The sequence below is a fragment of the Micromonospora sp. MH33 genome (assembly GCF_003013775.1).
In the GTDB taxonomy this organism is placed as follows: domain Bacteria; phylum Actinomycetota; class Actinomycetes; order Mycobacteriales; family Micromonosporaceae; genus Micromonospora; species Micromonospora fulviviridis.
Genome location: NZ_MUYZ01000218.1, coordinates 1 through 12120 on the forward strand (window position 1 = coordinate 1; position 12120 = coordinate 12120).

A 12120-nucleotide genomic window follows, 5' to 3' on the forward strand; every position below is an offset into this window, starting at 1 on the left:
ACCGCCGGGCCGGTGCCCGGCGGCGACGCGCGGAGCGAGTGGGCGGCCCGGGTGGCGGGGGCCTGGCAGGAGGTGCTCGGGGCCGCGCCACGCGACCCCGCGACCGACTTCCTGGCCGCCGGCGGGGACTCGCTGCGCGCCCTGCGGCTGGTCACCGTGCTGCGCCAGCGCCACGGCAGCGACCTGACGCTGCCCGAGTTCGCGGCGCTGGGCAGCTACGGCGCCCTGGTGGACCGGGTGGCACGGTCGTGACCGGCTTCGGCACGGCCGCCGTGCACGGCGACGACGGCCTGGTCCCCGGTGGGGCGGTCGCGCCGCCGATCGTGCAGAGCGCCACCTTCAGCGCCGAGTCCGACGAGCGGTTCACCGAGATCGCCACCGAGCCCCGGGGCAGCGCCTTCTACACCCGCTACGGCAACCCCAACCACGCGCAGGTGGCCGCCGTGGTGGCCGAGCTGGAGTGCGCGGAGACGGGCCTGGTCACCGCCTCCGGCATGGGCGCGATCAGCACCGTCGCCCTGGCCCTGCTCTCCGCCGGCGACCACGTGGTGGTGCAGCGCAGCACCTACGGCGGCACCACCTCGCTCGCCACCGGCCTGCTGCCCCGCTTCGGGGTCGCCTGCACCCAGGTCGACCAGACCGACGCCGGGGCGTTCGACCGGGCGCTGCGCCCGGAGACCCGCCTGGTGCTGGTGGAGACACCGAGCAACCCGCTGCTGGAGCTGACCGACCTGGCGGCCGTGGTCGCGTCGGCCCACGCGGCGGGCGCGCTCGTGGTGGTCGACAACACCTTCGCCACGCCGGTCAACCAGCGTCCCCTGAGCCTCGGCGCGGACCTGGTCTGGCACAGCGGCACCAAGTTCCTCGGCGGCCACTCCGACGTGTCGGCCGGGGTGGTCGTCGGCCCCGCCGGGCTGGTCGAGCGGGTGTGGCAGACCGCGATCGTCACCGGCAGCACCCTCGGCCCGGTGGACGCCTGGCTGCTGCTGCGCGGCATCCGCACGCTGCCGCTGCGGGTGGAGCGGCACAACGCCAACGCCCTGGCCCTGGCCCGGGCCCTGGAGGGGCACCCGGCGGTCGCCCGGGTCCGCTACCCGGGGCTGACCTCGCACCCCCAGCACGCCCTCGCGCGCCGGCAGATGACCGGCTTCGGCGGGGTGCTCGGCGTGGAACTCACGGCCGGGCGGGCGGGGGCCGCCGCGCTGCTGGCCGGGCTGAGGCTGGCCAAGCGGGCGGCCAGCCTGGGCAGCGTCAGCACGCTGGTGGTGCACCCCCGGTCGATGTGGGCGGGGATCGCGGACGCGGCCCAGCTGGCCGCCGCCGGCATCGGGGACGGGCTGGTACGCGTCTCCACCGGCATCGAGGACACCGCCGACCTGGTGGACGACTTCCTGGCGGCGCTGGACGGGGCGCCGGCCTGACGCCGAGGCCCACGCCAGGAATGGTCCCGACGCCAGCGGGAATCGGAATGCCGCCAGCAGGTCCGACGGAGAGGAGCCACCCCATGACGGACCTCTCGCCCACCGGGTCGCCGCCGCAGGCGGGCGACGGCGGCTTCGCCGTCGTGGAGATGTTCACCTCGCAGGGCTGCGAGAGCTGCCCGCCCGCCGAGGAGGTGCTGACCGAGATCGAGCGGGACGCCCGGAAGCGGGGAGAGCCCGTCTTCGCCCTCGGCTTCCACGTCGACTACTGGGACCACCTGGGCTGGCCCGACCCCTACGCCGCCGCGGCGTACACCGCGCGGCAGGAGGCGTACGCGCGGGCCTTCGGGACCGGCCACCTCTACACGCCGCAGATGGTCGTCAACGGCACCGCCGAGTTCGTCGGCTCCGACCGCCGGCGGGCGGCGGAGGCCATCTCGTCCGCGCTGTCGGCGGCGGCCGTCACGCCGCTCGCCCTGTCGGTCGGGGACGCGGGCGGCGGGCACGTGGTGGTGGACTACCGGGCCGGGTATCCGCCGGCGCGCGGCATGTTGCACGTGGCCGTCGTGGAACGCGGCCTGGAGAACGACGTCCCCCGGGGCGAGAACGCCGGGCGCCGGCTGCGGCAGGACAACGTGGTGCGGGCCTTCACCTCGGTGGGCCTGAACGCCGACGAGGGGCGGGTGGACCTGGCGGTGCCGCCCGACCTCGATCCCCGGCAGGCGTCGGTGGTCGGCTACGTGCAGCAGGAGGGTGAGCGGGCCGTGGTGGGCGCCGCGGCCGTCGACGTGTCCGGCTGAGACCGCCGGCTGTCACGGCCCGAAGGTGAAGACGTACGCGCGGAAGCCGGGCTGGTCGGTGACCAGGGTGAGCAGGTGGTCGTCGCGGGACGCGCCGGCGACGAGCCGGATCATGGCGGCCCGGTCGACCGGCGCCACCGAGTCCGCGCCCACCGCGGCGCCCCGCTCCGCGCCGATCGGCTCCCCGTCGAGCAGCACCCGCAGGGCGGCCTGACCGGCGGGTCCCGGATGGACCACGAGGTTCACCTCGCCGGCGTTGAAGGGCAGCGCCAGCTCGCCGATCCCGGAGCCGAGCTCCACGTACTCGCCGCTGCTGCGCCAGTCACCGGCCACGCTGAACGAGCCCGGCACCCCCCGGTCGGCGCCGAGGTAGGTCTCCGGCGTGATGCCGACGTAGCTGGGCTCCCCCGTCGTGGCGAACGCCGATACCTCGGGGCTGACCGGCGGCAGCCGCGTGCCCGGCGCCCTGATCTCCAGCAGCCGCCGGATCTCCGACTCGACCCGCTCGTAGTCGCCCTCCCCGACCCACCGGTCGACGAACCGCCCGTCCGCGTCGAAGAGATACTTCGCCGGCCAGGCGTCGTTGCCGAGGGCCCGCCAGAAGGTGAAGTTGTTGTCGAGCGCGATGGGATAGGTGAGCCCGTGGTCGCGGATCGCCCGGTCGATGTTCTCGGCGTGCCGGCCGAACTCGAACTCGGGCGCGTGCACCCCGACGACGGTGAGACCGAGGTCGGTGTAGTCCCGGTGCCACGCCTTGACGTAGGGCGCGGTGCGGATCCAGTTGATGCAGGTGTACTCCCAGATGTCCACCAGGACCACCCTGCCGTGCAGGGCGTCGGGGGTCAGCGGGGGCGAGTTCACCCACCGCTGGACGTCGATCGGGGGGATCTGCCGCGCCATGCCAAGGAGGCTAACCGCGCGCCCGGGCCGACGAGGCGGAACGCGGACTTCACCCGGTCCGACCTGTGGGACGACTTCCCGGCGAAGCCGGACGAGGCGCCGACCTGAGTCGACATCGGGCGGTCGGGCAGGAATGCCGGACCACAGCCGGATTTGCCGCTTCCGATGCCTTCCTATACTTCGACCGTGGGCACCGTATCGCTGTTGGGCACCGGTTTCTCGTCCGGCGTATTCATCAGCCACACCAGTCGAGAGCGGAGCGCGAACGAGCTGAAGCCCGGCGACACCGTGAATCGGCACCGGTACCGCAAACGATATCTGCGGCAACTCCTGGACCGGTTACCGGAGAGCTTTGCGGCCAAAGAACTGGAGGTGTGGATCGACCAGCGGGAGGTGGCCGTCGGCGACCGGTTCGAGCAGGCCGTCTGCCTGTCGCTGATCCGCTGTTCGGCGGCCGTGGTGCTGGTGGATCAGGACGCGCTGACGTCCGAGTACATGCAGGAGGAGGCGCGCCTGCTCGGCTGGCGCAAGACGCTCGAGCCGGACCTTCCGATCATCCCGGTGCTCCTCGGCAACGTCTCCGCCCGCGACTTCGCCGACAGCCCGCTCGGCAGGGCCGGGGGCCTCGCCGCGCTGTCGGTGCTGACCCCCACGAACCGCAAGCAGAACGAGGCGGCGGCGCGCCAGACGGCGCGGGAGATCAGCGACCAGGTCGGCGTGGTGCCGCTGCCGCCCAGGGCGGCCCGCTGGGTCGACGACGTCGCCCACTTCATCTCGGCGGCTCCCGGGCACGCCCTGGAGGAGGCTGCGCGGACGCTGGGGATCGGTCTCGACACGTTGCAGGCCCACCGCGAGAAGCACGCGCTCGTCGCCGCGGCGCTGCTCAACAGCAGCCTGCCGGTGGCCTACCAGGTGATCCGGACGATCGCCGAATACCTCCCGGCGGAGAGCCTAACGTCGGCCAAGCGGCGACTCGTCCCGCTCTGGGTCGACCTCGACCACGCCCGCACCCTGATGAGCGTCAGCGAGGCACCGTCGCAACGCCGGATCGTGCACCTGATCGCGGGCCGGTTGCTCCCGGCACAGCACGCCGTCCTCCGCGCCAGCCCGTCACCGGACAGCGTCCAGATGGCCCAGCTCAGCGGGGTGGCCGGCGAGGACATGGCGGCCGAACTCATCTCCCGCTACGACGACCGGCTGCGGTCCGCCATGCACTTCCATCCGGATGACGGCCCGGCGGACGTCGAGCGGTACCTCCAGCACGAGAACACCGTCGCATTCGCGCTCATCAAATGCGATCAGGTCCCCACGCGAATCATCAAGGAGGTCGTCCTCGAACTCATGCGACGCTTTCCCGGCATCGTCTTCGCCCTGGTGTCGGCCCAGCCGGCGGCCGACTCGACCATCATCCGGGGCCGCCGGATCCAGCTGGCCGGAGACGATCAGGCCGACCGGCAGACCTGGCGCCTGATCCAGCGCATCCGCGCCCTGAGTACCGAGATGGCGGAAGCCGATGTCGACTGACCAGGCAGCACCCACCACCGATGCCGACCTCACGGCCGCCCTCGACATCCTGGACAACCTCCGCGACAGTCCCACGCCCGGCCCGGCCCGGCTCGGCGACTCCCGGTCCGGTGACGTCTACCTGGTCACGGACGAGATCGTGACGGCGCTGAAGGTGGCCCTGCTGACCGGGCGGCCGCTCCTGCTCGGCGGCCCACCCGGATGTGGGAAGTCCAGCCTGGCGAGCTACGTCGCCCGCAACCTCGACGTCGCCTACTACGAGTTCGTCACCACGGACGACTCCCGGCCGGCCGACCTCACCTCCCGCTTGGACAACGTGCGCCGGCTCGGTGACGCGCAGGCGAACCGGCTCGCCCAGGGGCCGGGGTTGGCATCCATCGCCCCCTACCTGGAGCCGGGCCCGCTGTGGTGGGCCCTCAACCCGGACTCGGCGGCCGCGCGCGGCCTTCAGGAGACGCCCGAACACGAGTCGGACGTCGAACCGGCGCGTCCGCCCGTGCGACTGGTCGACCACAAGCCCGCGCACGCGGGCGCCGTGCTGCTCATCGACGAGATCGACAAGGCGGACAGCGCGTTCTGCAACGGGCTGCTCGTTCCCCTCGGCAGCCGGCAGGCGTCCGTCCCGGGCCTCGACGTCACCGTCCTGCCCGCACCCGACGCGCCCGACTGGAGCCCGCTGACGATCATCACGACCAACAACGAGCGGGATCTCCCGGAGGCCTTCCTCCGGCGGTGCATCGTCCTCCGGCTGCCCGCTCCCGGCCCGGAGCGGCTGGTGGAGATCGCCGACCGGTACTTCCCCACCCTGCCGGCGGAACTCCGGTCGCTCGTGGACGATCTCGCCCACCAGGTCGCGGGCGCGTCCACCGACGAGCGGCCGGTCAGCACCGCCGAGTTCCTCGACCTGGTGAAGGTCGTCCTGCACCTGACCCAGGAGGGGCGGCTCGACGACCGGACACTCGAGACGATCAAGCGGGTCACGCTGCACAAGCACGACCTGTACGGACGCCGCGACCGCATGTGGTCCACATGACCCTTCGCGACGCCCTGCTCATCATCGCCCACCGGGACCGCCTCGCCGATCTCGACGGCGCTCTCGCGCTCGTCGGCGTGCGGCTGGAGGACCAGGTCGCGCCGCCGGTCGCCCGGGCGCTGACGGCCGCCGACCCCGCCGACCTCCTCGACGACGACATCGACCACCACGTCGTCGGCATGGTCGCCGACGGCTGGTCGGACGACGAGGTCGGCTCGGCGGAGCGCACGTTCGCGGAGGAGCCGGGCGCCACCTCCCCGGCGGGCGGCCACGGCGCGGGGCGACCGGGGCCAGCCGGCCCGAGGGCCGCCGGCCGGGCTCGCGGGGGCAAGCCGCCCGGCATGATCGCCGCGGTGGTGGACGCGCAGGTGGTTCCGGTCGACGACCAGCGGGCCGCCCCGCTGCCGCAGACGCCGTACCGGCCGGTGCCCCGGTCCGCCGCCGCGGGCCGCCGGACCGACCCGGCGTTCGCGGTCCGCACCCTGTCCTCGACGTTGCACAGCCTGGTGCGGGTGTGGCGGCACGGCACCGAGCCGGACATGGACGCCGTCGTCGACGCGATCGCCACGATGGAACCGCTCACCCGGGTGCCGATGACCCGACGGCTCGGCCAGCCGGACCGGATCTGCGTGCTCAGCGACCTCCAGTTGCGGTCCGGGCCGTACCGGGACGACGTGCGCTACCTGTTGCGTACGGTCCGCCGGCTGTTCAGCGACGGCAGACTGGAGTTCATGACGTTCCGGGGATCGCCCGCGCGGGGCTGCGGGACCGGACCGGTGTGGACCTGGAAACCGTACGAGGCCCACCCGAAGTTCGACGTGACGATGGTCGTCGGCGTCGGAGTGGCGACGCGGGAGGGCGACCCGGATGACATCCACCGGTTCGCCATGTCGCTGATGAGCGCCGGTCAGCAGGTCTGCACCGTGCTGATCGGCGCGGCGCCGCTGACGCCGTCGGCCCGACCGTATCCTCAGCTTCTCGTCCGGGACTGAGCGGCATGCCGGCGACCTGGACCGAAACCCTCACCGGTGAGCTCGAATGGGAGCCCTCGCCGGCGACGACCCTGGGCATTCTGGTGAGCGGCCCGCCGCTCGCGCCGTATCCGCTGGTACGGCAGGTCCGCCGGGCCCTCCTCGGCCCGGGGACGCTGCACCTGGAGGCCGAGCTCAGCGAGAGCGACATCGTCGAGGCGGTCTCGAAGGACGGTGTCGAGCTCACCGCCGAGTTCCGGACCGCCGCGCGCGCGGCGCTACGGCGGCACGTCCTGTCCGGCGCGGTTCCGGCGGCGGAGCTGCGAGCCGCCACGCGCTGCGACGACCTGGGCATGAGCCCGTTGCTGCTGCTGGAGGAACAGCTCGTCTGGGCCTATCTCAGCCAGGACGACCCGAGACAGGAGTGCGACCGGCTGCTCACCGACTGCCTGCTGACCATCGCGCGGGAGGACCGCCGGCGGATCCTCGACTGGGCCGCCGGTGCGCTGTTCCGGCTGCCGGACCTGGTCCTGGACACTCCGTCCGCGTGGCTGCTCAGCGAGGTCTGCCTGGCACTGCACCGGGAGACCCGTCGCCTCCCGCCGCCACCGATGGAGAACCTTCCGTCCGGACCGTTGCAGGAGGTGCTCCGGCTCGTCCCGTCGGCCCTGGTGGGCTTCCACCGCGACGGCACCACCCTCCAGCTCGGCCCCATCGGCCGGCAGCGGCGGATCGCGTTTCCGCTACCGGCGATCGCGCTGCGCCCGGTCACGGTGACCTGGCCGGAGCCGGATGACGCAACCGGGCCGGGCCCGGCGGGTGTTCCCCGGCGGAACCACGAGCTGACCGTCGACACCGCGGACGGCATCGTGGAGATTCCGGTCGGTTCGGGACCGGTGCGGCTGCGCAACGCCGCCGGCGCGACCGTCGACCTGGCGGCCTTCGATCCGGGCGGACCGCCGCCGGAGCTGGCCGACGTCGACCGCATGCTCGACCTGCTGGAGGAGGCCTGGCGGGAGTCTCGCCCGCTCCGTGCCCAGATCGTCCGCGCGATGTCGGCGCGGGCGGTCATCGTCCGGTTCCACGACGCGTGGGCGATCAGTGCTTACCTGCGGTTCGAGCGGGGCTGGGTCGAGGAGCAGGGTCTGCGGACCTATCGGCTGGTCGGCGAGGACGTCGAGGTCCGGATCAGCAACTTCGACCGCCGGCTCCAACGCATCATGTGCCGCCCGGCCACCACCACGACAGGCATCCTGACGCCCGGTATGGACCTGGTGGGCCGCTTCATCAACGCCGCCGACTTCGGCCTGTTCGTCAGTGTCCCCAAGACGAGCCTGGGCTTCGCGGGTCCCACGGCCACGGGCCTCGTCCACGAGTCGGGGTTCCCGCCGGGATGGCGGCGGGACGGACCACCCGGGTTCGAGAAGGGGGACCCGGTGGAGGTACGCGTCGTCACTGTGGATCCGGACACCGGCCGGATCAGCCTGAGCCTCCGGATGGACCGGTTCCTGTCCCAGTATCCGGAGGGAACGGTGGTGGAGGGCCGGGTCGTCAGGGTGCTGTCCTTCGGCGCGCTCGTGGCGATTCCCTCCGGCGTGGACGGCCTGCTGCACATCAGCCAGATCGCGGCCGACCGGGACGTGGCGTTCGGCGACGCCGTGCTGGTACGGGTGCTGAAGGTGGACCACGACAGCCAGCGTGTCTGGTTCGCGACCGAGCCGCCCGTTCCCGAGGGCGCACCGACCCGCACGGTCATGCTCGTACCGGGGACGGCGGCGCGTATCGCGAGCGCGGCGCCCGCCGACGCCGAACGGCTGGAGGCCGTGGCCGAGTTCATCCGCCGGACACTGGGTGGTCTCCCCGGGCCGATGCGGCTCGTCGACCTGGCGAAGGCGATAAACGACGAGTTCGGCGCCGCCGTGACCGGGGAGTGGCTCGGCTTCGGAAAGTTCAGCCACATGCTCGTCGGGCTGGTCCCCGAGGTGGAGGTCGACGCGAAGGGGCCCGGCCACGTCCGGCTGAGGTGAACGCCGCGCCAACCACAGCCGACGGGGCACCGTGGGTCTGGCGAGCGGTGAGCCGGTTCGGCACACTGTGGCGATGGACGTCAGGACGATCTTCACGAGATACCTCGGCGCCGCGACGACGCCGATCGACGCGATTCGTCCGACGCTGTGGAACTCGGCTGTCGACCGGGACGGTTACGCCGCCGCCGGCAAGGACTACCAGAACGCGATCCTGGAGCAGTACAAGCTGTACGCGGAGATGGCGGACCGGATCAGTGCGCGGCGGAGCCTCACGAACACCTTCTTTCTCACCCTGAACACGGCGGCCTTCGCGCTCATCGGCACCTTCTGGCGGGACCGGCCGGCGGCCTCGCCGTGGCTGCTGGTGTTTCCGCTGGTCGCGCTGATCGTGCAGTGCGTCGCCTGGTTCGTCCTGGTCCGTTCCTACCGGCAGCTCAACTCGGCGAAGTACGTCGTGCTCGGTGTGCTGGAGGAGCGACTGCCCGCCTCGCCCTACTGGCGGGCGGAGTGGAAGGCCCTCGGCGAGGGCAGAGACAAGGCGAAGTACTGGCCGTTGACCCACCTGGAGCAGTGGGTGCCGGCCATCTTCGCGGCCACCTATCTCGCCGCCTTCGTCGTGGCCGTGTCCGGCGCCTGACCCTCGGCGACCAGAACCAACTTCTCGCGAATTCAGGGACAGATCGGCGCACACACGCCGGGCCCGATCCGTGCCACGTGCCGCAGGCCGGACGGGGTACTCGGCTACGCCCGGCCGGCACGCCACTGGTCGAGGCACACGAGCGCGCCAGCTGACCGGCAGGTCGTGCCGCCGCTACCCGGCGGCCACCGACATCGGCGGGCTGAGCCGGCCCTCGTTCCCGCTGCGATCCAGGCCGGCGACGCAGTAGGTGAGCGGCCCGCCGGCCGGGGCGGCGCGGTCCACCCAGTCGCCCCCACGGGTGGTGCCGACGAGCCGGGCCGCGCCGCCGTCCACCCGGTAGACGGCGAAGCTCACGGCGTCGTGGCCGCGCCAGGTCAGCATCACCCCGCCGGTGTCCTGACGCCGCACGCCGGTGATCGCGGGCGCTGGCGGTGGCGCCGCCGGCAGCTGAGCCATCGTGGGCAGCAGCGCGGGGGCGGCGTAGTGCGCGTCGCTGTACCGGCTGACCGCCCCGAGCTTGTCGGCGCGCACCTGCCGGGCGCTGAAGTGGACGCTCCCGCTGACCCCGTGCCGCCGGTTCAGGGCGAGCTGGCGGTCCAACTCGGCCGGATCGCGCCAGGCCCCGCGCTCACCCACCCGGTAGTCGGCCTGGCCGATGTAGAGCTGCACCCGGGTGCCCCGCACCGTGGCCGCCCACCAGGGCAGCAGCTTGGCGTAGTCGGCCTTGCCGAATCCGATGTGCCAGTAGAGCTGCGGCACGACGTAGTCCAGCCACTGCTGCCGTACCCAGAGCCGGGTGTCGGCGTAGATGTCGTCGTAGCTCTGCAGGCCCGCGCTGGCCGAGCCGGCCGGGTCGGTGCGCTTGTTGCGCCAGATGCCGAACGGGCTGATGCCGAACTTCACCCACGGCTTGATCGCCTTGATCCGCTCGCTCATCTCGCGGACCAGGGTGTTCACGTTGTCCCGGCGCCAGGCGTGCTTGTCGGCGAACCCCCGGCCGTGGCGGGCGAACGCCGCGTCGTCCGGGAAGTCCTGTCCGGCCTCCGGGTACGGGTAGAAGAAGTCGTCGAAGTGCACCCCGTCGACGTCGTACCGCTGGACCGCCTCCAGCATCGCGTCCTCGACGAACCGGCGTGCCTCGGGGATGCCGGGGTTGAAGTAGAGGCGGCTGCCGGGCCGGTCGGCGCTGGGATAGGTCACCACCCAGTCGCGGTGCCGCCGCAGCGGGTGGGTCGGCGCGAGTTGGTCGATGCGGGGGCCCGGCCCACCCACCGTGGCCGGTTGGCCGCCCCGGTACGGGTTGAACCAGGCGTGGAACTCCAGGTTGCGGGCGTGCGCCTCGGCGACCATGAACTCCATCGGGTCCCAGCCCGGGTCGCGGCCGTCGCGGCTTCCGGTCAGCCACTCCGACCACGGCGCGTAGTTCGACGGCCAGAGGGCGTCCCCGCTCGGCCGGACGTGCACGAAGACCGCGTTGTGGTGGCGCCGCACCGCGAGGTCCAGCCAGCCCCGGAACTCCGCCCGCGCCGTCTCGGCCGGCAACCCCCGGCGGCTCGGCCAGTCGATGTTGTTCACCGTGGTGATCCACATGCCGCGCAACTCGCGCGTCGCCCGGGTCGGCCGGCCGGCGCAGTCCGGGCCGCCGTGCGCCGGGCCGGCGACCGTGGCCGCGCCACCGGAGGATGGCGCACCACCGTCGACGACGACCCGGTCCCGCAGCGACCAGGCGCCGACCGCGGCGGCCACCGCGAGCGCGACGACCACCGCGACGAGCGCACGGGTACGGCGGCGGGGAACGGGCGGAGCGGACGCATGGGCGGAGGGCATCGCCCCAGTCTGCCAGCGCTCCCGCCGGCTGAACCGGCCGGAACCGCTTGTTGACGGTCACCCAAGGCCGGGGCCGGTCCCGGGCTCGCTCCCGACCACAGCGGACAGCGGCGTGGGCCGGTCCGTGCGGACCGGCCCACGCTGCTCGGAGCTGCGGTTCGCCGACCGGCACGGCTCGGCGCCGGACGGGAGCGCTCAGCCCTGGATGAGCGAGGCGCCGTAGTAGGTCAGCGACCCGATCTGCGCGTCACCCACCGGCCGCAGCAGCGGGGCGTACCAGACGGTGCTGGAACCGTTGGCGACCACGCCGGGGCAGACCGCCGTGCCGGTCACCCCGGCGGAGACGGTGCCACGGGCGTCGACCCGCCCGTCCGAGCGGTACGAGTACACCGGCCCGCCGCTGTCGCCCGGCGCGGCGGCGCAGCCCCCGGCGACGATGTGGTTGGCCTGCGTCACCGGCCCGATCACGTAGCCGACGTTGACGAACTGGTTCACCACGCTGACCCGCAGGCTGCAGTGCTCACCGCTGGAGGAGCCGCCGGTGCAGACGTAGTTGCCGACGTAGTCCGAGGCGGCGCCGCCGACCCCGATGCTGGTGGCGGCGTTGTACGCCCCGGTGTAGATCCGGCCGCCGGCCGAGACCCGGATCATCAGGGTGTCCCGCGGGTTGTTGTCGTTGATGATCGGGCCCATGGTGTTGGTGGGGCCACCACCGTCGTACGCGACCTGGCCGTTCGCCCCGCAGTGCCCGGCGCTGAGGATCTGGCGGGCGTCGTTCCAGTACACCCCGAAGCCGGTGCTGCATCCGCCACCGGCGTAGTACCGCGCCGTTACCTCTCAGTGCACTCTAGTGAGCACACGATCGGTAGTCTCGCCTTGCGGTGAGACGGTCCCGGTCTTACCCGCGGTGGCGGTGCCGGGTTCACGCTTCACTGCCACCTGCCCGCGTACGCGGGTCTTCTGGTCGGCTCCACGTG

Annotated in this window: 11 protein-coding genes; 8 read left to right on the forward strand and 3 right to left on the reverse strand. The window is 72.8% G+C overall.

Features of this window, described 5'->3' with window-relative positions:
* From B0E53_RS26015 to B0E53_RS26025, 3 genes are all read left to right on the forward strand, one after another.
* On the forward strand, nucleotides 1-252 hold a 252-nt coding region (locus B0E53_RS26015), incomplete at its 5' end, for an acyl carrier protein (RefSeq protein ID WP_146167764.1).
* Nucleotides 249-1421 carry an aminotransferase class I/II-fold pyridoxal phosphate-dependent enzyme gene (locus B0E53_RS26020; protein WP_107078449.1) on the forward strand — a complete coding sequence of 391 codons (1173 nt, stop codon included), beginning with the start codon at nucleotides 249-251 and terminating at the stop codon, nucleotides 1419-1421. The genes B0E53_RS26015 and B0E53_RS26020, both read left to right, overlap by 4 nt.
* A gap of 83 nt (nucleotides 1422-1504) precedes the next feature.
* Complete coding sequence (locus B0E53_RS26025) at nucleotides 1505-2221, forward strand: DUF1223 domain-containing protein (protein ID WP_168215406.1); 717 nt, start codon at nucleotides 1505-1507, stop codon at nucleotides 2219-2221.
* Between the two features lie 12 nt (nucleotides 2222-2233).
* On the opposite strand, the gene B0E53_RS26030 is transcribed toward B0E53_RS26025, so the two are convergent.
* Nucleotides 2234-3121, reverse strand: a complete 888-nt coding sequence (locus B0E53_RS26030) for a redoxin family protein (protein WP_107078451.1) — start codon at nucleotides 3119-3121, stop codon at nucleotides 2234-2236.
* 153 nt (nucleotides 3122-3274) lie between these two features.
* Here B0E53_RS26030 and B0E53_RS26035 point away from each other — a divergent pair, with 153 nt between their 5' ends.
* The 5 genes from B0E53_RS26035 to B0E53_RS26055 all read left to right on the forward strand — a co-directional run bounded on the left by B0E53_RS26035 (nucleotide 3275) and on the right by B0E53_RS26055 (nucleotide 9313).
* A complete protein-coding gene (locus B0E53_RS26035) occupies nucleotides 3275-4645 on the forward strand; it encodes a toll/interleukin-1 receptor domain-containing protein (protein ID WP_146167765.1) in 1371 nt (456 codons plus the stop codon).
* Entirely contained in the window at nucleotides 4635-5678 is a 1044-nt protein-coding gene (locus tag B0E53_RS26040; RefSeq protein ID WP_107078453.1) for a MoxR family ATPase, read from the forward strand. Before B0E53_RS26035 ends, B0E53_RS26040 begins: the two co-directional genes overlap by 11 nt.
* On the forward strand, nucleotides 5675-6670 hold the full coding sequence (locus B0E53_RS26045; protein ID WP_107078454.1) for a hypothetical protein: 996 nt from the start codon (nucleotides 5675-5677) through the stop codon (nucleotides 6668-6670). Before B0E53_RS26040 ends, B0E53_RS26045 begins: the two co-directional genes overlap by 4 nt.
* A 5-nt stretch (nucleotides 6671-6675) precedes the next feature.
* Nucleotides 6676-8676, forward strand: coding sequence for a S1 RNA-binding domain-containing protein (locus B0E53_RS26050; protein ID WP_107078455.1), 2001 nt, complete (start codon nucleotides 6676-6678; stop codon nucleotides 8674-8676).
* Nucleotides 8677-8749: 73 nt separating this feature from the next.
* Entirely contained in the window at nucleotides 8750-9313 is a 564-nt protein-coding gene (locus B0E53_RS26055; RefSeq protein ID WP_210406212.1) for a hypothetical protein, read from the forward strand.
* Nucleotides 9314-9487: 174 nt separating this feature from the next.
* Here the strand turns inward: B0E53_RS26055 and B0E53_RS26060 are convergent, their stop codons facing one another.
* A complete protein-coding gene (locus B0E53_RS26060; RefSeq protein WP_107078456.1) occupies nucleotides 9488-11143 on the reverse strand; it encodes a family 10 glycosylhydrolase in 1656 nt (551 codons plus the stop codon).
* 195 nt (nucleotides 11144-11338) lie between these two features.
* Nucleotides 11339-11929 (reverse strand): hypothetical protein, encoded by a 591-nt coding sequence (locus B0E53_RS26065; protein ID WP_107078457.1) that lies wholly within the window; start codon nucleotides 11927-11929, stop codon nucleotides 11339-11341.
* Nucleotides 11930-12120 lie beyond the last annotated feature (191 nt).

What these genes read in the sequence shown, in the direction of transcription:
- B0E53_RS26040 (WP_107078453.1), top strand. Translation starts at nt 4,635, where the DNA reads ATGTCGACTGACCAGGCAGCACCCACCACCGATGCCGACCTCACGGCC.
- B0E53_RS26060 (WP_107078456.1), bottom strand. Translation starts at nt 11,143, where the DNA reads ATGCCCTCCGCCCATGCGTCCGCTCCGCCCGTTCCCCGCCGCCGTACC.
- B0E53_RS26030 (WP_107078451.1), bottom strand. Translation starts at nt 3,121, where the DNA reads ATGGCGCGGCAGATCCCCCCGATCGACGTCCAGCGGTGGGTGAACTCG.
- B0E53_RS26025 (WP_168215406.1), top strand. Translation starts at nt 1,505, where the DNA reads ATGACGGACCTCTCGCCCACCGGGTCGCCGCCGCAGGCGGGCGACGGC.
- B0E53_RS26045 (WP_107078454.1), top strand. Translation starts at nt 5,675, where the DNA reads ATGACCCTTCGCGACGCCCTGCTCATCATCGCCCACCGGGACCGCCTC.
- B0E53_RS26050 (WP_107078455.1), top strand. Translation starts at nt 6,676, where the DNA reads ATGCCGGCGACCTGGACCGAAACCCTCACCGGTGAGCTCGAATGGGAG.
- B0E53_RS26055 (WP_210406212.1), top strand. Translation starts at nt 8,750, where the DNA reads ATGGACGTCAGGACGATCTTCACGAGATACCTCGGCGCCGCGACGACG.